Genomic DNA, 24,545 nt, shown 5'->3' on the forward strand with positions numbered 1-24,545 from the left:
TCGGGTGCCAAATCTAAAGACGTACGGTTTCATCGGCGGTTTGCTCGATTCCATCGACATCGCGATATGCCTGTTTGACGCGGACGATCGCACGCTGGTGTGGAACGACTGCTTCCTGCGTTTCTTTCCCGAGCATGCAGGCCATGTTCATTGCGGCGAGCCCTACCGGGAAAATCTTCGCCGCTTCTACGACAGCCGGCTTGAAGGCGACGAGCGTCGTCACATGGATCGCTATGTGGAGGAGGGCATCGCCCGCCACAGGGCGCAGTCGCGGCCGTTCGTCTTCACCCACCTCGGCCGACGGCTGCGCGTCGCCTCGCTGCCGACGCCGGAGGGACTGCGCCTGCGCGTCTGGCAGCACCTGCACGAGGAGCCGCAGCATATGCGTCCCGGCAGCTGGGACAGTTTTCCCATCGACCTGCTTGACCATATCGCCGACGGAGCCATGGTGCTTGATCAGAATGACCGCATCATCGCCACCAATGACGAGTTCCGCATTCTTTATGATGTTCCGGAAGGCCATTCGGTCATCGGGGCCACGCTCCAGGACGTGGTGCGTGACGCCTGGGCCAAGGTCAACCAGCCGGAACGCTGGTCCGACGGCTTCGTGCAGGACAGCCTGCATTTCGTCGGCGCGCCGTTCGAGGTGGAACTGCCCGGGGGCCGCTGGCGCCGCGTCATCGCCCGGCGCACGGCCTCCGGCATCGGTTACTTCACCCACTCCGACATCACCGAGCTGAAGCGCCAGCAGGCTGCGCTGGAACGCGCCCTGGCGGAGCTGTCCGCCATCGCCGCCACAGACGTGCTTACCGGCCTTGCCAACCGGCGCGGGTTCGAAAAGGCCATCGCCGGGGCCTGGCAGGCGTGCGGCGAGACGGGCACGCCCCTGGCGGTGGTCATCATCGATCTCGACCACTTCAAGGCGGTCAACGACCGGTTCGGGCACGCCGCCGGCGACGAGTGCCTGCGGCGCATCGCTGCGGCCGTGCGCAGCGCCGTGACCCGGGCCGACGACCTTGCCGCCCGCCACGGCGGTGAGGAATTCGCCATTCTCCTGCCCAACGCCACCGCCGAGGAGGCGCTGGCGATCGGCCAGGGCATCCGCCGCTCGGTGCGCATGGAGCCGTGGGCCCAGGTGCATCCCGATCTCAGCCGGCTCACGGTGAGCATGGGCATCTGCGCGGTGAAGACGGCGAGCGACGTGGATATCGCCTCGGCCATGCGGCAAGCCGACGAGGCCCTTTACCGGGCCAAGAAGCGCGGCCGCGACCGGATCGAGATTCAGCGCGCCTGAACAGCCTGTCGGTCGCGGTCAGGCGGGGCTTGCGCCGGACCCTCCGTGTTCCGGTCGCAGCCGGCGGTCGATGGCATTGCGGCGCCGCGCTTCCGCGACCAGCGCGACGAGCAGGCCGCAAAGCGCCCGCGCGAGGCCGGAGCGGGAGGCGCTGCGCGGAACCCCGGAACGTCCGGGCAGGTGAATGAAGAGAACCGGCGCCACGGCGCCGTTTCCCCGCAATTGCCCATGCGTGGCCGCGAGCGCGTGGAAATAGGCGGCGTTGCAAAGATAGCGGCCGGCGTCGAGGGACGCCGAGGCGGCGATGCCCGCGCGCCGCAGGGCCGCCACCCACGCCAGCGCCGGGGCCGTGGAGGCGAGGACATCCGCCTGCTGGGTCATAAGGCGCCGCTCCGGGGGATGCCGGCCGGCCGCATCCGGGAAGTCGCGGGCCGCATTCACCGCACGGGTTTCAAGGCAAACCCGCCGGCGCCGGCTGGCGACGCCCAGCAGCAGCACGGCGTCGAACGCCCGCTCCCGCAGCAGCGCGTCCAGGCGTGGCAGCTCATCCCAGCGCGTGGGCAGGATACTGAGTGTGATCTCCACGCCGGAGAGCGCCGGGCGCTTCAGCCGCAGCAGGTCCATGGCGGCGCGCTGCGAGGGGTTCACCGGCACGCCCGCAAACGGCCCGAACGCCGTCACCAGAATGCGGAGCGGGCGCGCCACGGCGGGCCCTCACAACCCGATGAGGCCGGCGATCTCCGCCGCCGCCAGCGCCGGGGCGAGGGTTCCGGCGGCCACCTCCTGCTCCAGCGCGGGCAGGCGGGCCTTCACTGCCGGGTCGTGGGTGACCCTTTCGGCGAGGCGCTCATTGAGCAGGGTCCACATCCAGCGCACCTGCTGGGCCCGGCGGGTGGCGGCGAAGGTGCCCGCCGCCTCGCACTTGGTCCGATGCAGCCGCACCTGTTCCCACACCTCGGGAATGCCGGCCCCGGTGAGCGCCGAATAGGTCAGCACCGGCGGCGACCAATGGGGCAGGCGGGCGCCCAGCAGGTGCAGGGCGGTGCGATATTCGCCGGCGGCGGCGCGGGCGCGGGTGATGTTGTCGCCGTCCGCCTTGTTCACGGCCACGATGTCGGCCAGCTCCAGCACGCCCTTCTTGATGCCCTGCAATTCGTCGCCGGCTCCCGGCAGCATCAGCACCAGGAAGGTGTCGGTGAGATCGGCCACCGCGGTCTCGGACTGGCCGACGCCCACGGTTTCCACCAGCACCACGTCGAAGCCGGCGGCCTCGCACAGCAGCATGGTTTCACGCGTCTTGGCCGCGATGCCACCGAGCGTGCCACTGGAGGGCGAGGGACGGATGAAGGCGTTGGGGTCCACCGCAAGGCGGGACATGCGGGTCTTGTCGCCCAGGATGGAACCGCCGGTGCGAGTGGAGGAGGGGTCCACCGCCAGCACCGCCACCTTGTGGCCCTGCTGGGTCAGATAGGTTCCAAGCGCGTCGATGGTGGTGGACTTGCCCACCCCCGGCACCCCGGTGATGCCGACCCGGAAGGCGCCGCCGGTGCGCGGCAGCAGGGATTGCAGCAGCACCTGCGCCCGCCGGCGGTGATCGGTGCGGCGCGATTCGACGAGGGTGATGGCCCGCGCCAGCGCCGCCCGCTCACCTTTGGCGACACCCTGCGCAAGCTTCTCGTCGTCCTCGTGCCGTGCCGTCATGTTTGGTTCCCCCGTTCCGCAAAAGTTTTAATCCGGAACCTGTGCGTCAGCGTGAACGTTCTTCCAGCATCATTCCACTCCTATGGAGGACGAACGCATGAACTGGGATCGCATTGAAGGCAACTGGAAGCAGATGACCGGCAATCTCAAGGCGCAGTGGGGCAAGCTCACCGACGATGACATGACCGAAATCAACGGCAACCGCGAGATCCTCGAAGGCAAGCTGCAGGAGCGCTACGGCTATGCCAAGGATGAGGTGAAGCGCCAGGTGGATACCTGGTCCACCAACATCCGCACCATGTGATTGCGGACCTTTCGGAACCGCCCCGCGCCACCCGGCGCGGGGCTTTTTCATGCGTTTTCAAGCGTCTACCTTCTCGATGCCGCTGCGATCCAGCGGCGCCAGCGCATCGGCCGCGCGCACGCCGCCGACCACGATATCTGGCGCGATCTCGGTCAGGGGTACCAGAGCAAAGGCGCGCTCCAGCAGCCGGGGATGCGGGATCTCCAGGTCCGGCTCGGCGATATTTTCGTTGGCGAACAACAGGATGTCGATGTCGATGCGGCGCGGCCCGAAGCGCACCTCGTGGGGCCGGTCGCGCCCCAGCATCCGCTCCACCGAAAGGGCCAGGAACAGCAGGCTGCGGGGCGGGACGGGGCTTTGGATTTCAACCACCTGGTTGAGGTACGGCCCCTGCGGGATCGGCCCCCAGGGCGGCGTCTCGTAGAGCGAGGAGCGGGCGCCGATGGTCAGCCCGGCGCGGGCCAGCACACCCAGCGCCAGCCCCATGGTGGCGGCCCGGTCGCCCACGTTGGAGCCCAGGCACAGGTAGGCGGTGCGGCTGGTCACGAGGCGTCCCGGATGGCCTCGGCGACGCGCGCCGCCTGCACATGGGCGGCCACGTCATGCACACGGATGATCTCCACCCCGGCCATGATGGCGATGACGTTGGAGGCGATGGTCCCCGGCAGGCGTTCCGCCGGAATGGTCTCGATCACCTTTCCGATCAATGACTTGCGCGAGGCGCCGAGCAGGATCGGCAGGCCCAGCACGCGCAGCTCTTCAAGCCTGCGGATGGCGGACAGGTTCTGCGGGAAGCTCTTGCCGAAGCCGATGCCGGGGTCGAGCACCAGGCGCTCGCGCTTCACGCCGGCCTTGTCGGCCGTATCGAGAGCTTTCTCGAAGAAGTCCAGCATATCGGCGACGATATCGAGGGTTTCATCGACTTCGGTTCGGTTGTGCATGATGACGGCTGCGGCGTCGTACTCCGCCACCACTTTCGCCATGTCGGGATCGCGGGAAAATCCCCACACGTCGTTGACGATCACCGCCCCCGCCTCCAGCGCCCGCCGCGCGACAGACGCCTTGTAGGTGTCCACGGAAATGGGCACTCCGGTCTCGGCGGCCAGCGGCGCGATCACCGGGGCGATGCGCGCCCATTCGTCCTCCGCCTCCACCGGGGTGTGGCCCGGCCGCGTCGATTCGCCGCCCACGTCCAGCAGGTCCGCGCCCTCGGTCACCAGCCGCCGGGCGTTGGCGAGGGCGCTGTCCGGCGCGGCGCTGGCGCCGCCGTCGGAGAAGGAATCGGGCGTCACGTTCAGGATGCCCATGACAAGGGTGCGCGGGCCGAGCGCGAGGGCGCGGCCACGGGCGAGAAGGGTGCGGGAGGGAGCAGCGGGCAAGGAGGGGCGAACCTGGGCACGATCAAGGGGAGGGCCAATGAACCGCGCGGCGCCCGCCTTTGCAACAGGGGGCTGAAACGAAGCAGGGCACGGCCTGCGCCGTGCCCTGTGTGAACAGCTGTGCTGCTGCCGTGCCTGAGAAACTACTGCGCCGCCACCCCGGTGCCGATGGGGCAGGAGACGCCGGTGCCGCCGAGGCCGCAATAACCGGCCGGGTTCTTGGCCAGATACTGCTGATGGTAGCCTTCCGCGAAATAGAACGGTCCGAGGTCCACGATCTCGGTGGTGATCGGGCCGAAGCCCTTGGCCTTCAGCGCCGGCTCGTAGGCGGCCTTGGCCGCTTCCGCCGCCACCCGCTGGGTGGCGTCGGTCACATAGATGCCGGAACGGTACTGCGTGCCCACATCATTGCCCTGGCGCATGCCCTGGGTGGGATCGTGGGATTCGAAGAACAGCCGCACCAGCTCGTCATAGCTCACGGCCTTGGGATCATAGACCACCAGCACCGCCTCGGTGTGTCCGGTGCGGCCGGAGCACACTTCCTCGTAGGTGGGGTTCTCGGTGATGCCGGCCACATAGCCGACCGCGGTCGCCCACACGCCGGGGGTCTGCCAGAACTTGCGCTCGGCGCCCCAGAAGCAGCCGAGGGCGAACACGGCGGTCTCGAACCCTGCGGGGTAGGGGCCCTTGAGGGCGTGGCCGTTGACGGAATGGGCCTCGGCGGTGGGCACCGGCGTGCTGCGGCCGGGCAGGGCATTGGCCTTGGTGGGCAGGTCGAGGGATTTCTTCAGCCAGAACATGGCGGGGCTCCTCGCGGGGGCGCCGCGCCGGGCATCGGACCCGTCGCGCGCGAATGGGGCTTGAAGGAAAGCGCCGGCGGCAAGCCGGGCCGGATCCCCAATATGGGATGTGCCCGCCGTTTCCGCGAGGGGGCTCCTCTCGTTCTACCGCGGTGACGCGCTTTCTTCACGCGAACCGGTGTCCACTTCGCTCGAAAACGCTTTAGCGTGAAACTTCAAAGCGCGAGCGCTCGCGCACCCGGCCGAGGGCGAGCAGGATGAGCCCCACCACCACAAGCAGCAGGAAGGCTGGCAGGGACAGAAGCGGTAGGATGGCGCTGTTCCAGATGAGCGGCAGGCCGGTGCGACCGGATCGTTCCGCCTGCTCCAGCGTGCCGGGCGACAGCGCGAACCAGGCATCGCCGGTGGAGGTGAACACCAGTGCGGAGGCCGCGATGGAGCGTGTGCCATCCACAATGAGGGCGACGAAGCCCCCGGCCACAAGCCAGAATCCGATGAAGCGGAACAGGAAGCGGATCATGGGTGGGCGCTCGGCTCCCTTGCGTCTGCGGGCTGCGCGCCCGGCCAATCCCATTTAGGCGGGATCGCACAAGATTGCACGCCCCTCGGTGCGGGGGTGTGTCGGATGGGAGCGCTGGGGTGAGGCCCGCTTTCCGATTGAGTACCGCCGCAGCTCCCTCTGCCGCTTGCGGGGGAGGGAGCTGCGGCGGTTTGGGCAGGTAGGTGTGGCTCGCCAATCAGGCCCGCCCCCACCCCCGCCGTCCCCAGCCGGCCGGGTGGTACCGTGGCCCTGCGCGCCATTGCCCCTTGAAGCCGGGCGCGGGGAATGCTTCCATCACGTCATGAGCACGGGCCTCATCGAAATCCGCAGGGCCAAGCCGGCCGACGCCAAGGCGATCGCGGCGGTTCACGACGCGGCTTGGCGCACGGCCTACCGTGGCCTCATCCCCGGCGTCGAGCTTGAGCGCATGGTGGAGCGGCGCGGGCCGCGTTGGTGGGATGCCGCGATCCGGCGCGGTAGCCGGCTCTCCGTGCTGCTGGTGGGCGATGATCTCGCCGGCTATGTGAATTACGGTGGCAACCGCGCCAAGAGCCTGCCCTATGGCGGCGAGATCTATGAAATCTACCTACAACCTTTGTATCAGGGCCTCGGTTTTGGCCAGCGGCTGTTTTCGGCGGCCCGCCGGGACCTAAGTCTTGCAAGGCTCGATGGTTTGGTGGTCTGGGCGCTCGCCGAAAACGAGAATGCGGTGGGCTTCTATCGGGCCTTGGGGGGGCAACCGGTCGCATCCTCCACGGAGCAGTTCGGATCGAAAACGCTGGACAAGATCGCGTTCGCTTGGCAGCGGTAGCGTCCGCGTGGGCAACCGCCTGCGCGGACCGTAGCCTTCCAGCGAGTGTCATATGCGCATCGATGCGATCCCGATCGGCAAGAATCCGCCCCACGATGTGAACGTCGTGATCGAGGTGCCCATCGGCGGCGAGCCCATTAAATACGAAATGGACAAGGCTGCCGGCACGCTCTTCGTCGATCGTTTCCTTTATACCGCCATGCGGTACCCGGGGAACTACGGTTTCATTCCGCACACCTTGTCGGGTGACGGTGATCCCTGCGACGTTCTGGTGGCCAATACGCGCGCCATCGTGCCCGGCGCCGTGATCAGCGCGCGCCCCGTAGGCGTCCTGCTGATGGAGGACGAAGGCGGTCTCGACGAGAAGATCATCGCCGTGCCCTCGTCCAAGCTCACCAAGCGCTACGACAAGGTCAGCAATTATTCCGACCTGCCGGACATCACGCTCCAGCAGATCGAGCACTTCTTCGAGCATTACAAGGATCTGGAACCCAACAAGTGGGTCAAGATCGTGCGCTGGGGCGATGCCGCCGAAGCCCACAAAATGATCCTCGAAGGCATCGAGCGCGCCAAGGCCGAAGGCAAGGAAGGCTGAGGCTTTCCTTCCCGGGGGCGGGGAAGACCTGCCCTCAGGCCGGTACCGTCGTCTCCGCGAGGAGGCGGCGGATCTCGGGCAGGCACGAGCCGCAGTTCGTGCCGGCCTTGAGCTTTTCCCCCACCATGGCCGCATCGTGCGCGCCGGCGCGGATGGCGCCTGTGATGGCGTCGCGTGGCACGCTGAAGCAGGCGCACACCAGCGGCCCGCACGCGGCCGCAGCCCCCGCCCGCCGGCCCGCCAGCAGGGTGCGCCGGTCAGCGGCGGAGACGGTGTCTTCCGCAAGCAGGCCCTTCAGCGCATCCCACGCCACGCGCCGGCCCGCCGTGCCCACGAACACCGCGAAATCCAGCCGCCCGTCCCCATCGAAGGCGGCAGCCCGGTAGAGGCCGGACGGTGCGTCCACCAGCTCCGCCACGTCGGCAGGACCTTCCGCCTTCACCCACTGCGCCCAGTCGTCCGGCCCGAGGCTGCCGGCCATGCGCCAGCCAAAACCGCCCTCCAGCGCCGCACGCGCCCACCACAGGCCTTGCGGCATCTGAAGCGGACGCCGCGACAGCACGAAGCCCTCGAACGGCGCGGCATAAGGCGCGAGGGTGGCCGGGGTCGCCTTGGAATCGGGCTGGCCGGAGAGGGGATCGGTCACCGCATGCACCAGCGGGCCGACCCGCCCGTGGGACGAGGTGGCGGAGCTCCAGTGGATGGGCGCGAACAGGGTGCCGCGCTTTTGCCCGGCATCGATCCTCACCTCCAGCACCGCCGCGCCATGGGCGCTCGCCACCCGCGCCAACGCGCCGTCCGCAAGGCTGAGGGGCGCCGCATCGTCCGGATGCACGGCCACGAACGGCGCCAGGATGTGCGAGCCCAACCGGGGGGAGAGGCCGGTGCGGGTCATGGTGTGCCACTGGTCGCGGATGCGGCCGGTGTTGAGCAGGAAGGGGAAGGCGTCGCTCCCCCGCGCCGCTTCCACTGGGGCAGGCGCCATGAAGCGGGCGCGCCGGTCGGCGGTGAAATAGCAGCCGTCCGCGAACAGCCGCTGGGTGCCTTCGGGCCGTCCGTGCGGGGCCGGCCACTGTACCGGGTTGAAATCCTGATAGGCCGCATCCGACAGGTCGGCGAAGGCGGAGATGTCGAAATCGCGGGTGCCGGCATTCTCGAAGCCGGAGAGCGCCGCGTGCTCGCGGAAGATGTCCGCCGGCCCGCGCCAGGCGAAGGCCGGGCCGAAGCCGAGGCGCGCCGCCACCTGCGCCAGCGCCCACCAATTGGGCTTCACCGCGCCGGGCGGGGCGAGGAAGGGCCGCTGGCGGGAAATGCGCCGCTCGGAATTGGTGACGGTGCCGTCCTTCTCGCCCCAGGCGGCGGCGGGGAGCATCACGTGGGGGGCGCATTGGGCGGTGTCGTTGACGGCCACGTTCTCCGACAGCACGAACAGGTCGAGGCCCTTCAATGCCGCGCGCACGCCGTCCGCCTCGGGCAGGCTGACGGCCGGGTTGGTGCCCATGATCCACAGCGCCTTGATCTCGCCCCGGCCGATGGCGGCGAACAGGTCCACCGCCTTGTGGCCCTCGCGGGTGGCCATATGGGGCGCATCCCAGAAGCGGCGCACACGGTCCACCTCCTCCGGCGAAAAGCCCATGTGGGCCGCCAGCTGGTTGGCGAGCCCGCCCACCTCGCGCCCGCCCATGGCATTGGGCTGGCCGGTCAGCGAGAACGGCCCCATGCCCTCGCGGCCCATGCGGCCGGTGGCGAAATGGCAGTTGAGGATGGCATTGACCTTGTCGGTCCCCGCCATCGACTGGTTCACCCCCTGCGAATAGCAGGTCACGGTGCGCGCGGTGTCCGCGAACAGGGCAAAGAAGCGCGCTACGTCTTCCACGTCGAGGCCACAGGCGCGGGCGGTGGCCTCGGCGTCGGGGGTCACGGCGCGGGCGTGGGCGAGCGCGGTGTCGAAGCCGGTGGTGTGGTCGCGCACATAGGTCGCGTCGAAGGCCGGGCTTTGCGCCAGATGGGCGAGCAGCCCGGAAAACAGCAGGGCGTCGGTGCCGTGGGCGAGGGGCAAATGCAGGTCGGCTTCCGCCGCCGTCTCGGTGCGGCGGGGATCGATGACGATGAATTTCGTGCCCCGCGCCTTGCGTGCCGCCTCCATGCGGCGGAACAGCACCGGATGGCACCAGGCGGTGTTGGAGCCCACCAGCACGATGAGGTCCGCCGCCTCCAGGTCCTCATAGGACCCCGGCACCGTGTCCGAGCCGAAGCCGCGCTTGTGCCCGGCCACGGAGGACGACATGCACAGGCGCGAATTGGTATCCACGTGGGCGGTGCCGAGGAAGCCCTTGGCCAGCTTGTTGGCGGCGTAATAATCCTCGGTCAGCAACTGGCCGGAGAGATAGAAGGCGATGGCCCCCGGACCGTGGGCGTCGCGCACGCTCTTCAGCCCGTCGGCGATGCGGTCGAGGGCGGTGTCCCACGTCGCGCCGGTGAGCGCTCCGTCTGCCCCGCGCACCAGGGGATGGAGCAGGCGGGTGTCGAGCCCCACCGTCTCCCCCAGCGCCGCGCCCTTGGAGCACAGCCGGCCGAGATTGGCGGGGTGGGCGGCATCGCCCTCCACCAGGGCGCCGCCGAGGCCGTCCGGCGTCGCCTTCACCCCGCAGCCGACGCCGCAATAGGGGCAGGTGGTCTTCACCGAGGGGGGCGAGGCGAGAGGCGCGTTCATGGGGGGCCGATCCTGCCTGAGGCTGTCCGGGGTCAGTATACGTCGGCCTGGTAGCGGCCGGCGGTCTTCAGGTCCGCCACGAAGCGGGCCGCCGCCTCCGCCGAGAGGCCGCCATGCTCCGCCGCGACGGCGACCATGGCGGCTTCCACGTCCTTGGCCATGCGCTTGGCATCGCCGCAGATGTAGAAGTGCGCGCCGGCCGCAAGCCACGCCCACAATTCGGGCCCTGCCGCGCGGATCTTGTCCTGCACATAGACCTTGCCGGCGCCGTCCCGGGACCATGCGGTGTCGAGCCGGGTGAGGGTGCCGCAGGCCTGAAGGCCGCTCAGCTCGTCCTCGTAGAAAAAGTCCGTGTCGCGCTTCTGGTGGCCGAAGAACAGCCAGTTGCGTCCCGGCGCCTTGGTGGCGAGCCGCTCATGCAGGAACGAGCGGAACGGGGCGATGCCGGTGCCCGGCCCCACCATGATCACATCCTTGGAGAGGTCGGCCGGCAAGGCGAAGCCGTGGGCCTTCTGGATATAGGCCTTCATGCGCGTGCCCGCCGCGATGCGGCCGCCGAGGAAGGTGGAGGCAACGCCGAGCCGGGTGCGCCCGGTCTGCTCGTAGCGCACCGCGTCCACCGTCAGGGTGAGCTTGCCGGGGGTCGCCGTGGGGCTGGAGGAGATGGAATAAAGCCGGGGCTGAAGCGGCTCCAGGCACTCCACCAGAGCCTCCGGATCGGGACGGATGCCGGGGAATTTCTCCAGCGCCGCCAGCACGTCGAGGGTGGCCGCATCGCCGTCCGGGTCCTCGCCGGAGGCCAGCGCGCGGGCCTTGGCCTTGCGCTCGCCGCCGGTGATGTAGGAGATGAGGGTGAACAGCGCGTCGGGGGCCGATTTCAGGCACACCTCGCGCGAGAGCACCTCGCCGAGCGTCTTGTCGGCGATGGGGAAATCCGGGGGGGCGTGGAGCGCTGAGAGCACCGCCGCCACCAGGTCCGGATCATTCACCGGGAACACGCCGAAGCTGTCGCCCGCCACATAGTCGATGCCCGAGCCGGCAAGGTCGAACTCAATGTGCCAGGTCTCCTTCTCGGAGCCGTCCTTGTTGAGGCGGGTGCGGCCGAGGAAGGTCACCTCGCCGGGATTTTCGCGGGTGCCGAGGGCCGCCGGGGCGTGGGGCTCGTGGGCGTAGGAGACGGCGGCGGAGGGCGCGGGGGCGGCGGCCGGCTTGGCGGCCGGGGTGGTGGTTTCCTCCGCCAGTTGCTTCAGCATGCGCAGGGTCTCCTTGCCGCCGGGGGCGCAGAGGTTGAGCTTGCTTTCGGCGCCATCGGCCAGCGCCTTGGCGTAGGTCTCGCAGACATAGCCGCACTGGCCGCAATCCTGCTGGGCCATGGCCGCCATCATGCGCCGGGGCAGGGCCTTGCCTTCCGCCAGCGCCATGCGCTCGGCCAGCGGCATGGCGGGGTCGTGCCAGGGTGCGCCGTCATCTTCTGCTTCCGCAGCCGGGGCGGGCATGTCGGGCATCAGCGCCGCCGCGTCGCCCGCCGAGAGGGCGGTGGGAGCGCTGACCTGATCGGCGGAGAGGATGGCGGCGAAGAAGCCGTTCAGCCACGCCCGCTGCTCGCCGGTGAAGGGCGCGCTGTCGGGCAGGACGGGCACAACGGGAATGCGGGTCTGGAGGCTCATGGCTGTGGTCTCGGTGTCGGATGGCGCGCCTGCGGCGCGAAGTCTTGCGTCAGGCCGCCGAGCGGCCGCTCGGATCAACAAGCGCCCTCATGCCGTCGCCTCCGCCAGCGCCTTCAGCGCGTCGGGGTCCATGCGGCGGGTGAAGGGGGCGAAGGCTTCGCCCTCCTCGCGGTGGGCGAGCCAGCTCTTCAGCAGGCGCTCCACCACCACGGGGGCGTCTTCGGCCTTCACGTCGCGATAGAGTTCGCGGGCGATGGCGGCGTCCGCGCCGAAGCCGCCGCCGACGAACAGGTGATAGCCGTCCACCGTGTCGCCATCGTCATTGATGGCCACCCGCGCGCCGATGAGGCCGATATCGCCGATATAATGCTGGGCGCAGCTGTTGTGGCAGCCGGTGACATGGATGTTCACTGGCCCGTCGAGGTCGAGGCGTTCCTCGCAATGGGCGAGGATGGCGCGGGCCGTGCCCTTGGTGTCGGCGGCGGCGAAGCGGCAGCCCTTCGACCCCGTGCAGGCCACAAGCCCGGCCTGCAGCGGCGTCGCCTGGGTGGACAGCCCCAGCGCGGCGATGGCGGTGCACGCCTGCGCCACGTCCGCGTCGGCAACGCCCGAGATCAGCAAATTCTGCCAGACGGTGAGGCGGATGTCGCCGTCGCCCAGGCGGGCGGCGATGTCGGCGAGGCCGTGCATCTGCTCCACGCTCATGCGGCCCACCGGCAGGCCGACGCCGATATAGTTCAGCCCCGGCTGCTTCTGGGGATGGACGCCGAGATGGGCGAGGCGGTCGGCCTCGGCGCGGGGCGCTATCGCCTCGCCCGGCAGGCGGGTGAAGGGGCGGCCGAGCTTCTTTTCCACCAGCGCGAGGAAGCCGTCGAAGCCCATGGCGTCGAGCACGTATTTCAGCCGCGCCTTCTTGCGGTCGGTGCGGTCGCCGGTGTCGATGAAGGCGCGCACGATGGCGGCGGCCACTTCGCTCGCCTCCAGCGGCCGCACCACGATGCCGGTGTCGCGGGCAAAATCCTTGTGGCCGGTGATGCCGCCCAGCGCGAGCCGCAGCCATATGCCCGGCGCGACGCCGAACCCGTCCTTCACCTCCACCGCCTGGAAGCCGATGTCGTTGGTGTCCTCCAGCGCGCCGATGGTGCCGGCGCCGTCAAAGGCCACGTTGAACTTGCGCGGCAGGCCGTACATGTCGCGATTATTCAGGATGTAGTGGTGCCACTCCTTCGCCAGCGGGCGGGTGTCGATGAGTTCCTGCGTGTCGATGCCGGCGGTGGGGGTGCCGGTTACGTTGCGGATATTGTCCGCCCCCGCGCCCTTGGCGGTGAGGCCGAGATCCACCAGCTTTTCCAGCACGGCGATGCCGTCGGTGGCCGGGATCTCGCGGATCTGCAAATTCGCCCGGGTGGTCACGTCGCTGTAGTTGCCGCCGTGGGCGGCCGCGATGTCGGCCACGCCGCGAAACTGCCAGTGGGTGAGGATGCCGTTGGGAATCCGCATGCGGCACATGAAGCTGTCCTGCGCCGGTGCCACATGAAACAGGCCGTGGAACTTCCAGCGGAACACGTCCGGCCCCTTGGGGAACACGCCGTCCTGCGCGGCCGCCTTCATGCGGGGGTAAGAATCAAGGCCGAATTCCTCGCGCTTGCCCTTCTCCTCCGGCGAGAGCTTCTTGCCCTGTGCCTCGAAGCGGGCCATGGCCTTGAGCCCCGCCGCATCCGGGCCGGTGGGCTCAGCGGCAACCGCCGGGGCACCCGCAGGCGCGGCGCCGCGGGTGATCTGCACGGCCTTGGCGCCGGAGACGAAGCCTTCCAGATAGCGCTTCTGGTCGATGGAAAAATCGCCGCCCATGGTGTCTCTCCTCAGGCCGCTGCGGCGATGGCGTCCCGCCCGAAGGCGAGATCGGCGCGCATGGCGGTGATGGGGGTGCGTTGGGTGATGAGGTCGAGATAGAACAGGCCGTCCGCCGTATCGCCGAACAGCACGGCGCCGACGAGGAGCCCGTCCTTCACGATGAGCCGGCGATAAACGCCAAGCCCCCGGTCGGTGAGCACGATGTCTTCCGTGCCCTCGCCGCCGGTGACGTCTCCCGCCGAGAAGACGGGGACGCCCGAAACCTTCAGATTGGTGGCCACCACCGAGCCGTCGTAGCGCGCCTCTTCCCCCGCCAGCCGGCGGGCGAGCACGCGGGCCTGCTCATAGGCCGGTGCCACGAGGCCATAGGCGATGCCGCGATGCTCGGCGCATTCGCCGAGGGCGCAAATGGCGGGATCGGAGGTGGCAAGGGTATCGTCCACCACGATGCCGCGCTTCACCTCCAGCCCCGCCGCGCGGGCAAGGTCCGCATTGGGGATAACGCCGCAGGCCACCACCACCAGGTCGGCCTCCACCACCCGCCCGTCCTTGAGCCTCAGGCCGGTGACGCGGCCGTGCGCGTCCCCCTCGATGGCGTCGCTGGCGGCCTGAAGCAGCACCTCGACGCCCTTGGCTTCCACCGCCCGCCTGAGGAATCCGGCGGCGGCGGGATCGAGCTGGCGCTCCATCAGCCGGTCCATGAGATGGACGAGGGAAGTCTTCACCCCCGCACCGGCAAGGCCCACGGCGGCTTCCAGGCCCAAGAGCCCGCCGCCGATCACCACCGCCCGCGTGCCGGGCACGGCGGCGGCGGCAAGCAGCGCCTCCACATCCTTCAGGTCGCGGAAGGTGTGCACGCCATCGAGGTCCATCCCCGGCAACGGCAGGCGGATGGGATGCGAGCCGGTGGCGAGCACGAGGCGCGCATAGGGCAGGCGCCGCCCGTCCGCCAGCACCACTTCGCGCTGGGCGCGGTCGATGGCGGCGGCGGGGGTGCCGTATTGCAGGGTCACGCCGCGATCGCGCCACCAGGAGGCGGGCTTCATCTGCGCGTCAGCGGCGGTCATGTGGCCGGCGAGCACCTCGGAGAGCAACACCCGGTTATAGGCGAGGTGCGGCTCCGCCCCGATCACCGCGACCGCATGGCGGCCGAGCGCCCGCTGGCTCAGCTCCTCGCAGAGCTTTGCCGCCGCCATGCCGTTGCCGATGATGAGGAGGGGCTCGCTCATGTGCGTGTCCTTTGGCTTTGTCCTCAGGCCACCGGCTCGGGGGCTTCGGCGGCGGCGATCATGACGGAGGAGAGGAGGCCGTAGGCGTCCGCCCATGCCGCCTTCACCTCGGGGGTGAAATCGGCGCCGAGGCCCTGTTCCAGCGTCCACAGCAGGGCGGCGCCCACGGGGGCGTAATGCTCGGTCTTGACGCCGTAGCCCACATGCTTGCGGGCGAGGTTCTGCGCGGCGGGCACGATGCGCGGCAGGTCCTTCAGGCCGGCCACCACCACGCCGAGGGTGGCCATCAGCTTCTGGCCCTGGGTGGTCATGTCGCCCTTGAACAGGGGCTTCACCTCGGGCGCGATCTCGAACAGGCGGCCGTAGAACAGACCCGCCGCCGTATCGGCGATGGGCGCCACCTTGGCGAAACTGGCCTGGACCAGATCAATCTGGGTCGGTGTCATGGCAATCTCCGTGGCTTTGAAAAAGGGCGAGGGGAGCGGGCGCACCGGCCCGCTCTGAAAAGAGGCCTCAGGCCGCTTCCACGTAGCGGTGGCGCTCGTGGAGGAATTTCAGCACCGCCTCGCGGGCCTTCAGGTAGGTGGCGTTGGTGACCAGCTCCAGCCGCTTGCGCGGACGCGGCAGGTTCACTTCCAGCACCTCGCCGATGCGGGCGGAGGGGCCGTTGGTCATCATCACGATGCGGTCGGAGAGCAGCACCGCCTCGTCCACGTCGTGGGTGATCATGAGGATGGTGTTGCCGAGGCTCGCGTGGATCTGCATGACGCTGTCCTGCAGATGGGCGCGGGTGAGGGCATCCAGCGCGCCGAACGGCTCGTCCAGCAGCAGCACCTTGGGCTCCATGGCCAGCGCCCGGGCGATGCCCACGCGCTGCTTCATGCCGCCGGAGACTTCCGAGGGGCGCTTGTCCCTGGCATGGCCCATCTGCACCAGATCGAGGTTGTGGATGGTCCAGTCGTGCCGCTCGGCGCGGGAGCGGGTGCCGGAGAACACCTTGTCCACCGCGAGGCGCACATTGTCGTAGACGGTGAGCCAGGGCAGCAGGGAATGGTTCTGGAACACCACCGCGCGGTCGGGGCCGGGAGCGTTCACTTCCTTGCCGTCGAGGATGACACCGCCGGTGGTCACCGGGGTGAGGCCGGCGACGATGTTGAGCAAGGTGGACTTGCCGCAGCCGGAATGGCCGATGATGGAGATGTATTCGCCCTTGGCGATGTCGAGGGAAACGTCGCGCAGCACTTCCGTGGTGGCGGCGCCGCGGGAAAAGCTCTTTCCGATCTGGCTCAGCTCGAGATAGGCGGGCATGGGATGCTCCTCGAAAGTGCGGTCAGGACGCAGGGCTCAGGACGCCTGGGTGCCACGGGTGACGAAGGAGCCGACGCCGGCCACGAGGCGGTCGAGCACGAAGCCGACCACGCCGATGTAGACGAGGGCCACGATGATGTCGGGCAGGCGGGAGGAGTTCCACGCATCCCAGATGAAGAAGCCGATGCCGACGCCGCCGGTGAGCATCTCAGCAGCAACGATGGCGAGCCACGACAGGCCGATGCCGATGCGCAGGCCGGTGAAGATGTAGGGCGCCGCCGAGGGCAGCATGATCTTCCAGAAGAATTCGATGGGGTTCAGCCGCAGCACCAGCGCCACGTTGCGGTAATCCTGCGGGATATTTCGGATGCCCACCGCCGTATTGATGATCACCGGCCAGATGGCGGTGATGAAGATCACGAAGATGGCGGAGGGGTTCGAGTCGCGGAACGCGGCCAGCGCGATGGGCAGCCAGGCCAGCGGCGGCACCGTGCGCAGCACCTGGAAGATAGGGTCGAGGCCGCGCATGGCCCATACCGACTGGCCGATCACCGCGCCGACCAGGATGCCCACCACCGCCGCCAGGCCGAAGCCCACCGCCACCCGCTGGAGCGAGACCAAAACGCGCCAGCCGAGGCCGATATCCTGCGGGCCGGCGACGAAGAAGGGATCGAGGATCAGATCCTTGGAGTCAGCCCAGATGCGGCTCGGTGGCGGCAGGGTGGCGCCGGGGCCGGAGCACAAAAGCTCCCACAGCAGGCCCAGAAGCAGCACCATCACCAGCGGCGGGAGGACGCTGACGGCGACGCTTTTGGCATAGCCCGGCCAGCGCGAGGGGCGCGCCGGGGTGGTGGGGGCGGCAAGGCGGACCACGGCGGCGCTCCCGGAGCGCCGGGCCTCTTTGGGCGGCTCTTTCAATGCGGTGACGGACATGGGGCAGGGCTCCGGTTCGGGGCGTGTCATATGTTCGGGGCGGACACCCTCTCCCGCTTGCGGGGGAGGGCAGGGAGGGGGCTGCGGCGCATCCGCCCTCACCGGTGCTTGGGGATGAAGAGGGCCTGCCCCCTCCCCAACCCTCTCCCGCACGAAGCCGGATGTTTCCGGCTTCGGCCTTTCGGTGCCGAACTCGGCAACAGCCGAGTTCGGGCGGGAGAGGGGGCGCGCCGTGCTCAGGCCTCGACGCGCTTGATGCCGAGGCTTTTCAGGTAGGCCTGCGGATCGGCGGGATCGAAGACCTTGCCGTCGAAGAAGGTTTCCTTGCCGCGCGAGGTGCCGGCGGGAATATCCGCGGCGGCGACGCCGAGTTCCTTGGCGGCCTCGCGCCAGATGTCCTCGCGGTTCACCTTGTTGACGAGGGCGTTGATGTCGGTGGAGGGCTCGAACTTGCCCCAGCGGATGTCCTCGGTGATGAACCAGGCGTCGTGGCTCTTGAAGGGATAGGACGCATGGTCCTTCCAGAACTTCATGTACTGGTCGGTGCCCTTCTCAACCCGGCCGTTGCCGTAATTGATGTCGCCCTTCAGGCGGCCGATGATGTCGGCGACGGGCACATTGAACCATTGGCGCTTGCCGACGATCTCGGCCAGCTCCTGCTTGTTTTCCATCTTGTCGCACCACTGCTGGGCTTCCATCACCGCCTTGAGGATGGCCCGCGTGGTGTTGGGGTTCTTCTCCACGAAGTCGGCGCGCATGCCGAGCGCCTTCTCGGGGTGGTTCTTCCAGATCTCGCCGGTGGTGCAGGCGGTGAAGCCGATGCCCTGGTTCACCAGCTGCTCGTTCCACGGCTCGCCCACGCAGAAGGCATCCATGGTGCCCACCTTCATGTTGGCCACCATCTGCGGCGGCGGCACCACGATGGTGGAGACGTCCTTGTCCGGATCGATGCCGGCGCTGGCCAGCCAGTAGCGGATCCACAGATCGTGGGTGCCACCGGGGAAGGTCATGGCGACTTTGACTTCCTTGCCGTCGGCCCTCTTCTTGGCGAAGGCGGCCTTCAGCGCGCTGGCGTCGGTGGTGACCTTGAGGTCCTTGTATTCGTTGGAAACCGAGACGGCCTGGGCGTCGAGGTTGAGGCGCGCCAGGATGACCATGGGGGTGGGCACGTTGTTCTGTGTCACCTTGCCGGCGGAGATCAGGTAGGGCATGGGCGAAAGGATGTGCGCGCCGTCGATGCCGTTTTTCTCGCCGCCGAGCACGAGGTTGTCGCGGGTGGCGCCCCAGGAGGCCTGCTTGTTGACTTCCACGTCCGGCACGCCGTGCTTGGCGAAGAAGCCCTTCTCCTTGGCGATGACCAGCGGCGAGGCGTCGATGAGGGCGATATAGCCCAGGATCGCTTTGGTGGTTTCCGGCGCGGCTGCATAGGCGGACGGCACGCCGCCGGGGAAGGCCATGCGCACGGCGTCGAACAGCGCGGCGGTGCCCAGCGTGGCCGCCGTGCCCTTCAGCAGCGAGCGGCGGGACATGCCTTCGGCGGCGGGAGACTGGGTCGTCGCAGCAGACTTGGTCTTCGAAGCGTCGCTCATCTTGGTTCCTCTGGATCGGCGGACGGCGCAGAGGGGACCCGAAACAAAAAAAGCCGCAGGACATCACGACCGGCCCAGAGGCCATCGGTGTCAGCGGCTTTGCTGCGGGTCCCGTCATTGGGACGATTTTATGGGGGGCGCGATCCTCGTTGACCGCGCTTGGGGATTACCAATGCAAACGGCGGGCCAAGAGGCGGGGAGGGGTTATGTGTTTGAAATTACACTATTTATGACATGGTGAAAATTCAGGCATCAGCAATTCCTGCCCTGTGACTGCGCAGCGGTGCGATGCACTTGCATTCAAATTGTGCGCTGCGGTGGGTGCGAAGCGGGCAGCGTCGAAACGGTTTGTAGCGGTCTTTAAGTGTTCCAGGACCGTCATGGCCGGGCCTGACGGCGGAGTGACACGGCCAAAGGTCCTGCCTGTGCGGCTAGCTCCCGCCCCCAAGGAACGCCCGCGCATCGAACACGGCGCCGAACTGGGTGGCGACGCAATCGGGCTCCGGATGCTTCACCGGCACCGGGCCCACAGCCGCATCGAAGATGTCCGGCCGGTACACGCCCATGGCTTCGCGCGCCGCGTCGGCGGCGAACTCGCCCTGTCCGGCGGCGACGATCTGGGCATACATCCACAGGGCATGGTCGCGCTCGGGCCGGTTGGCGCCGTCGCGGTTGAGCACCAGATAGTCCGGATGGGCGCGCAGCCGGCCGCCGGGCGCCGAATGCAGACGGCCGTCCAGGGTGCGTTTCAGCACGTCGGCGGGCAGGTTGAGGTGGCGCGGCTCGCCGAGCAGCCGGGCGAGGTCGTCGTGGTTGGCCGGGTCCTCGCACCAGCGGGCGGCGGCGTAAAGCGCGCGCACCAGGCGGTGCAGCAGCTCGGGCTCGGCATTGGCGAAGCGGGCATGCACCCCCAGCACCTTTTCCGGCACCCAGCCGAAGATCTCCGCGCCCAAGACCGCGATGCGCCCCACGTCCGCCTCCACCGCCACCGAATTCCAGGGCGAGCCCACGGAAAAGCCGTGGATGAGCCCGCCGCGCAGGCTCTCGGCCATGAACGGCGGCGGCACCACCACGAAGCGCACGTCGCGGTCCGGATCGATGCCGCCGCCGGTCAGGAAGTGGCGCAGCAGATAGGTGTGGGTGGAGAAGGCATAGACCGAGGCGAAGGTGAGCGGGTCACGCCCCTCGGCCTTGCGCTGGCGCACTACCTTGCCCAGCGCCTGCGCCGCGCCGGGGGCGGTTGAGAGGTCTTCCCCCACCTCGGCCATGGCAGCGTAGACGTGCTTGTCGATGGTGACGGCGCTGCCGTTGAGATTGAGCGCGAACGGCACCACCAGCGGCACCCGCACATGGCCGAGGCCGAGCGAGGAAGCGATGGCCAGCGGGCCCAGCATGTGGGCGCCGTCGAGCAGGCCCACATTCACCTTGTCGCGGATGTTGGCCCAGGACACCTCCTTGTGCAGCTCGATCTCGATGCCCTCCGCCATGGCGAAGCCGCGCTCGGCGGCGGCGATCAGCACCGCCGCGTCGGTGAGGGGGATGAACCCCATGGCGAGCCGTCTCATCGCAGGAGCTCCGCGGCGGTGATGATGGACTGGGCGATGTCGGCGATGCGCTTCTTCTCGTTCATGGCGGTGCGGCGCAAAAGGCCGTAGGCGGTTTCCTCGTCGATGCCCTTCATCTTCATGAGGATCATCTTGGCGCGGTCCACCACCTTGCGCTCTTCCAGCTGGCTTTTCGCCTCCTCCAGCTCCGCCTTGAGCCGGGCAAAGGCGCGGAAGCGGGAGATGGTGGTCTCCAGGATCGGCTTCACCCGGTCCTTGCGCAGGCCGTCCACCACATAGGAGGCGACGCCGGCCTCGATGGCATCCTCGATGGTCTTCGAGTCGGTCTGGTCCACGAACATGGCGATGGGGCGCTTCACTTCGCGGCTCACCTGGAACATCTGCTCGATGGTGTCGCGGGAAGGGTCCTCGAGGTCGATGAGGATCACGTCCGGGTCGATGGCGTAGATGCGCTCGAGCAGGTTGGTGCGCCCGGTGATGCGCAGCACGTTCTGGAAGCCGGCCTCCTTCAGGCCTTCCTCCAGAATGGCGGCGCGGACGGGGCTTTCGTCCACGATCACGATCCGCAGCGAGAGATCATTCGCCATGAGGGTCCGGAGCATTGGCAGGTGCGGCGGGACGGAGCCGCGCACCTCACCTCACCCGCCGGGACCGGCAAGGTCAAGCCTTCCGGACACCGCCGGCGTGGACCTTGACGCAATCGCGCTCTAGAACGCGGGCGAATGCGGCGTCGCGCCGCGCGTCGGGTGCATGGGCCGAGGTTCCTGGGATGATGGTGAGCGTGGAGGCGGGCGAGCGGCGAAGGAGCACCGTGGCGCTGCGATGCCTCATCTTCCTCATCGTGGTGCTGCTCGCCACCGCCGTCATGGTTGCCCAGCAGCTGGGGGCCGGCGCCTATGTGGCGGAGCTTGGCAGCACCGATCCCGACGAGGCGCGCCATTTCGTCACCGCCCTCATGGTGGCGGACCATGCCGCCGCCGGCTTTCCCGCACCAAGCGCCTTCGCGGCGGACTATGCCCTCAACGCCCCGCAGGCGCTGCCGCTCGCCCGGCTGACCCTGTTCCATGGACTGGCGGGCGGTTGGCTGGCGCTGTTGACGCCCACCACGCCGGCCGCCCTGCTGCTGCCGGCGGTGCTGGCCGCGCTGCTCGTGGTGAGCGCGGGCTGGGCCACGGCGCGGGCGGCGGGGGTGCTGCCGGCGGTGGCGGTGGGCTTCGTGCTCGCAGCTTTGCCGCTGCTGCGGGAGGCGAGCTTCGTGCTGGGCCTCGATCTGCCGCTGGCCCTGGTCACGCTGTTGTCCGCCTTGGCCTTCGGCCGCCACATGCGGCTGGGCACCAGGGCCTCCGCCGCTGTGTTCGCCGCCACCGGGGCGGTGAGCGTGCTCATGGCACCAGCCGGAGCGGTGGTGGTGCTGCTGCCGCCGCTAGCGGCGCTGATGGCCGGGCGGCTCGATGTGATGCGGCGGGCGCGTGTGCTCGTGCCGCTCGCGGGCCTCGCCCTGCTGGCGCTGGCGGTGGCCCTCGCCGCCGGCCGGCTGCCGCCGGTGGTGACGGCCGAGGGGCCGGCGCAGGTCTGGCAGACGTTGCGCGCCGTCTTCGGCACCCTGCCGCTGGCCTGCGCGGCGGCCGGCTTCGTCTTCACCGTCTTCGACGGCTGGCGGCGGGATGAGGATGCGGTGGACCCGGCCGCGCTGGCGCCGGTGGCGGCGCTGGTGCCGGCTTTCGCCCTTGCCTTCGGGCTGGGCGCCGGCCGGGGCGTGGCGCTGGATGCCGTCGTGTTGCTGGCGCCGGTGGCCATGCTGGCGGCGTTCGGTGCCATGCGGCTCATCGGCCTTGTGGTGTCGGGCTGGGGAACCATCCGGGAACTGGCGGTGGCGCTCATGCTGCTGCTCGCCGCCATGCCGGGCCTGCTCCAGCAGGTGCGCAAGGGCGCCATCGGCATGGATGCGGCGGCGGAAGCCTTCCTCGCCCGCGATGCGGTGCCCCCGGTGATCGTCGTCGCCGGCGATGCGCGGGGCGAGGCGGCGCTGGGCGCCGCCATCGCCCAGCGCGACCGCGCCCGCCGCAGCTTCGTATTGGACGCGAGCCGTCTTTCCGCCCCCACCCCTGAAGAGCTTCTCGCCGCCTTTGATGCCATGGGCGCTGCCGCCCTCGCGGTGGAGACGCGGGAGACCGGGGCAGTGCCCGCCAGCCGGGTGGCGCAGGCGACGGTCGCCGCCTTTCCGGACCGGTTCAGGGTCATCGGCACCTTCCCGCGGGCGGACGGGCGGGGCGAGGTGGTGCTTTACGCCTTCTCCCGCGCCGCGCCCGCGCCTTCGGACCCTGCCCCTGTTCTGCGCCGCCTCTCGGCGCCGGCCCAGCCCTGAGCTGTCCCATGCGCGATCTCGCCGATTATTCGCTCAAGGACTGGCTGGCAGGCGCCCCGTTGGCCCATCGCCTGCGGCGCGCCCGCAACCGGGTCGTGGACCTTGTCTATGCGCGTCGGCAGGCGGACGGGCAGGCGGCGCTGGTGGCGAGGCTGAAGGCCGAGCGCGCCCCCGCCATGGCCTTCACCGTGGCCTTCAACATGCCCGAGGCCATCGACTTGCTCGCGCAGGCCATGGCCCGCTTCCTGCCCGGAACGCCGCTGGTGGTGTGCGACAATTCCACTGATCCCGCCGCCCGCGCCGCCATTGCGGCCTTGTGCGCGGAGCGGGACATCGCCTATTGCCCGCTGCCGCCCTCGCCCTATCGCGGCGGGCGCAACGGCTCGCGCTCCCATGCGGTGGCGCTGAACTGGATCTGGGCCAACCTCGTGCGCCCGGCGGCGCCGCCGGTGGTGGCCTTGCTCGACCACGATCTCCTCCCGCTTCAGGCCGACGACCTGACGGCCCGCGTCGCCGCCCAGCCCTGCTACGGCATGGCGCGCCATGGCGAGGGCAATGGGGCCTGGTATCTTTGGCCGGGGTTCAGCGTGTTCAATTACAAGGCGGTGCAGGCCCTGCCGCTGGACTTCGGCACCGACACCCCGCTCACCCTTGACACCGGTGGGCAGAACTGGAACGTCCTCTACCGCCGTCTCGACCGGGACGCTTTGGCGTTTGCCGAAACCCGCACCGTGTTCGTCGCCGATCCCGGCACGGGGACGGGGGAGGACCACCTGCTGGTGGACGGATGGCTGCATGCCGGCGGCGCCGGCCATGGCACGCGCGGACGGGCCTTCGACACGGTGGCGCGCGCCTTCGCGGCGGACCCGGACGGTCTTCTCGCCCGGCTGCGCGCGGGCGCGGACGCCACCACCGCATCGGGAGCAGCCACATGAGCGGGTCTGAAGGGCACAAGCGGGCCGGCCTGTCCGGCATGGTCGCCGCGCTGCCGGGCCTGCATTGGCTCAACCACGCGCGCTACGCGCTGATGGACCGCCTCTATCGTGGGCGCCCGGCCGAAGGGCAGGCCGAGGTGGTGGAGGCGCTGAGCCGCCGCCGCGACGGCGCATTGGCCCTGACCATTGCCTACAATGTGCCGGAGGCGGTGGCGCTGCTGGCCGATTCCATGGCGCGCTTCGCCCCCGGCACGCCGCTGCTGGTCTGCGACAATTCCACCGAGCCGGAGGCGCGGCGGGCGCTTGCCGCCATCGCGGCTGACAAGGGGCTCTATTACCTCGCCTTGCCGCCGGCGCCCTTCGTGCGGGTGCGCACCGCGCGCTCCCACGCCGCCGCCGCCAACTGGGTGTTCCACAACGTGCTGCGCAAGGTGAAGCCGCGCGTGTTCGCCATGCTCGACCATGATTTGGTGCTGCTGAAGCCCACCGACCTTGCCGCTCTGGTGGCGCGTCAACCGGTCTATGGCCTCCAGCGTTGGAGCAGCCGGGTGAAGGCCTGGTACCTGTGGCCGGGCTTTTCCATCTACGACGGCAGCCTTGTGGCGAAGCCGCTGGATTTCGGCCCCGACCGGCTGTTGGGCACCGACACCGGCGGGCGCAACTGGCATGTGCTGTTCCGCAAGCTGGACGTGAAGGGCTTCGCGTGGCCGCACGCGCGTTCGGTGCGGGTGCCCTCGCCCGAGGGGCGCTGGAGCGAGCCGAAGATGCTGCTGGATGCCTGGCTGCATGTGGGCGGCGCCAGCTATCGCGGCGGCGAGACCGCGCTGGCCGAGATCCGCCGCGCCTTCGATGCCGATCCGGACGGCCTGTTCGCGCGCCTGCGGGACGACGCACCGGCGCAGTGACACCAGGCGCCGCGCGGGCCCGAAACGAAAAAACGCCCCCGGGCGGTCCCGGAGGCG

General features: G+C 69.3%; 23 protein-coding genes. 7 read left to right on the forward strand and 16 right to left on the reverse strand.

The genetic code is table 11. The features are described from left to right. Positions 1–4 precede the first annotated feature (4 nt). Positions 5–1,294 (forward strand): sensor domain-containing diguanylate cyclase, encoded by a 1,290-nt coding sequence (locus FBQ73_RS19730; RefSeq protein WP_138401203.1) that lies wholly within the window; start codon positions 5–7, stop codon positions 1,292–1,294. A gap of 18 nt (positions 1,295–1,312) precedes the next feature. Here FBQ73_RS19730 and FBQ73_RS19735 read toward each other — a convergent pair whose 3' ends face one another. Together FBQ73_RS19735 and meaB are read right to left on the reverse strand one after the other, a co-directional pair. Continuing rightward, on the reverse strand, positions 1,313–1,999 hold the full coding sequence (locus FBQ73_RS19735; RefSeq protein WP_138401204.1) for a pyroglutamyl-peptidase I family protein: 687 nt from the start codon (positions 1,997–1,999) through the stop codon (positions 1,313–1,315). A gap of 9 nt (positions 2,000–2,008) precedes the next feature. After that, positions 2,009–2,995 carry a methylmalonyl Co-A mutase-associated GTPase MeaB gene (gene meaB, locus FBQ73_RS19740; RefSeq protein ID WP_138401205.1) on the reverse strand — a complete coding sequence of 329 codons (987 nt, stop codon included), beginning with the start codon at positions 2,993–2,995 and terminating at the stop codon, positions 2,009–2,011. Positions 2,996–3,092: 97 nt separating this feature from the next. On the opposite strand from meaB, the gene FBQ73_RS19745 reads away from it, so the two are divergent. Continuing rightward, the gene (locus tag FBQ73_RS19745) at positions 3,093–3,299 is read left to right on the forward strand and encodes a CsbD family protein (RefSeq protein ID WP_012114510.1); all 207 of its coding nucleotides are present in this window, start codon (positions 3,093–3,095) and stop codon (positions 3,297–3,299) included. Positions 3,300–3,356: 57 nt separating this feature from the next. On the opposite strand, the gene folK is transcribed toward FBQ73_RS19745, so the two are convergent. The 4 genes from folK to FBQ73_RS19765 form a co-directional block, all read right to left on the reverse strand. Next, entirely contained in the window at positions 3,357–3,845 is a 489-nt protein-coding gene (folK, locus tag FBQ73_RS19750) for a 2-amino-4-hydroxy-6-hydroxymethyldihydropteridine diphosphokinase (protein ID WP_138401206.1), read from the reverse strand. Continuing rightward, positions 3,842–4,678, reverse strand: coding sequence for a dihydropteroate synthase (folP, locus tag FBQ73_RS19755; protein WP_392567245.1), 837 nt, complete (start codon positions 4,676–4,678; stop codon positions 3,842–3,844). Before folP ends, folK begins: the two co-directional genes overlap by 4 nt. Positions 4,679–4,821: 143 nt before the next feature. After that, the gene (gene msrA / locus FBQ73_RS19760) at positions 4,822–5,478 is read right to left on the reverse strand and encodes a peptide-methionine (S)-S-oxide reductase MsrA (protein ID WP_138401207.1); all 657 of its coding nucleotides are present in this window, start codon (positions 5,476–5,478) and stop codon (positions 4,822–4,824) included. Between the two features lie 202 nt (positions 5,479–5,680). Then, positions 5,681–5,998, reverse strand: a complete 318-nt coding sequence (locus FBQ73_RS19765; RefSeq protein ID WP_138401208.1) for a hypothetical protein — start codon at positions 5,996–5,998, stop codon at positions 5,681–5,683. Between the two features lie 322 nt (positions 5,999–6,320). On the opposite strand from FBQ73_RS19765, the gene FBQ73_RS19770 reads away from it, so the two are divergent. Together FBQ73_RS19770 and ppa are read left to right on the forward strand one after the other, a co-directional pair. Beyond that, positions 6,321–6,830: a GNAT family N-acetyltransferase gene (locus FBQ73_RS19770; protein WP_138401209.1), complete on the forward strand. Its 510-nt coding sequence runs from the start codon at positions 6,321–6,323 to the stop codon at positions 6,828–6,830. 52 nt (positions 6,831–6,882) lie between these two features. Beyond that, on the forward strand, positions 6,883–7,425 hold the full coding sequence (gene ppa / locus FBQ73_RS19775) for an inorganic diphosphatase (RefSeq protein ID WP_138401210.1): 543 nt from the start codon (positions 6,883–6,885) through the stop codon (positions 7,423–7,425). Between the two features lie 34 nt (positions 7,426–7,459). Here the strand turns inward: ppa and FBQ73_RS19780 are convergent, their stop codons facing one another. From FBQ73_RS19780 to FBQ73_RS19825, 10 genes are all read right to left on the reverse strand, one after another. Next, positions 7,460–10,138, reverse strand: a complete 2,679-nt coding sequence (locus FBQ73_RS19780) for a nitrate reductase (RefSeq protein WP_138401211.1) — start codon at positions 10,136–10,138, stop codon at positions 7,460–7,462. Positions 10,139–10,170: 32 nt separating this feature from the next. Then, the gene (locus tag FBQ73_RS19785; RefSeq protein ID WP_138401212.1) at positions 10,171–11,805 is read right to left on the reverse strand and encodes a sulfite reductase subunit alpha; all 1,635 of its coding nucleotides are present in this window, start codon (positions 11,803–11,805) and stop codon (positions 10,171–10,173) included. Positions 11,806–11,892: 87 nt separating this feature from the next. Continuing rightward, positions 11,893–13,656, reverse strand: a complete 1,764-nt coding sequence (locus FBQ73_RS19790) for a NirA family protein (protein ID WP_138401213.1) — start codon at positions 13,654–13,656, stop codon at positions 11,893–11,895. 11 nt (positions 13,657–13,667) lie between these two features. After that, positions 13,668–14,888 carry an NAD(P)/FAD-dependent oxidoreductase gene (locus FBQ73_RS19795; RefSeq protein ID WP_138401214.1) on the reverse strand — a complete coding sequence of 407 codons (1,221 nt, stop codon included), beginning with the start codon at positions 14,886–14,888 and terminating at the stop codon, positions 13,668–13,670. Between the two features lie 23 nt (positions 14,889–14,911). After that, a complete protein-coding gene (locus tag FBQ73_RS19800; RefSeq protein ID WP_012114520.1) occupies positions 14,912–15,334 on the reverse strand; it encodes a globin family protein in 423 nt (140 codons plus the stop codon). A gap of 67 nt (positions 15,335–15,401) precedes the next feature. Further along, positions 15,402–16,196: an ABC transporter ATP-binding protein gene (locus FBQ73_RS19805; RefSeq protein WP_138401215.1), complete on the reverse strand. Its 795-nt coding sequence runs from the start codon at positions 16,194–16,196 to the stop codon at positions 15,402–15,404. A 36-nt stretch (positions 16,197–16,232) separates the two neighbouring features. Next, positions 16,233–17,129, reverse strand: coding sequence for a nitrate ABC transporter permease (ntrB, locus tag FBQ73_RS19810; protein ID WP_138401216.1), 897 nt, complete (start codon positions 17,127–17,129; stop codon positions 16,233–16,235). A 236-nt stretch (positions 17,130–17,365) separates the two neighbouring features. After that, entirely contained in the window at positions 17,366–18,718 is a 1,353-nt protein-coding gene (locus FBQ73_RS19815) for a CmpA/NrtA family ABC transporter substrate-binding protein (protein ID WP_210236840.1), read from the reverse strand. A gap of 431 nt (positions 18,719–19,149) precedes the next feature. Further along, positions 19,150–20,283, reverse strand: coding sequence for a CmpA/NrtA family ABC transporter substrate-binding protein (locus FBQ73_RS19820; protein WP_138401217.1), 1,134 nt, complete (start codon positions 20,281–20,283; stop codon positions 19,150–19,152). Then, a complete protein-coding gene (locus FBQ73_RS19825) occupies positions 20,280–20,870 on the reverse strand; it encodes an ANTAR domain-containing response regulator (protein ID WP_138401218.1) in 591 nt (196 codons plus the stop codon). The genes FBQ73_RS19820 and FBQ73_RS19825 overlap by 4 nt, the downstream gene beginning before the upstream one ends. 182 nt (positions 20,871–21,052) lie before the next feature. Here FBQ73_RS19825 and FBQ73_RS19830 point away from each other — a divergent pair, with 182 nt between their 5' ends. From FBQ73_RS19830 to FBQ73_RS19840, 3 genes are read left to right on the forward strand one after another with little or no spacing between them, the layout of a single operon-like run. Further along, complete coding sequence (locus FBQ73_RS19830) at positions 21,053–22,648, forward strand: hypothetical protein (RefSeq protein WP_138401219.1); 1,596 nt, start codon at positions 21,053–21,055, stop codon at positions 22,646–22,648. Between the two features lie 8 nt (positions 22,649–22,656). Then, entirely contained in the window at positions 22,657–23,583 is a 927-nt protein-coding gene (locus FBQ73_RS19835; RefSeq protein ID WP_138401220.1) for a hypothetical protein, read from the forward strand. Next, the gene (locus FBQ73_RS19840) at positions 23,580–24,488 is read left to right on the forward strand and encodes a hypothetical protein (protein ID WP_138401221.1); all 909 of its coding nucleotides are present in this window, start codon (positions 23,580–23,582) and stop codon (positions 24,486–24,488) included. The genes FBQ73_RS19835 and FBQ73_RS19840 overlap by 4 nt, the downstream gene beginning before the upstream one ends. The last annotated feature ends 57 nt before the right edge of the window (positions 24,489–24,545 follow it).

This window comes from Xanthobacter autotrophicus (assembly GCF_005871085.1).
Lineage (GTDB): Bacteria > Pseudomonadota > Alphaproteobacteria > Rhizobiales > Xanthobacteraceae > Xanthobacter > Xanthobacter autotrophicus.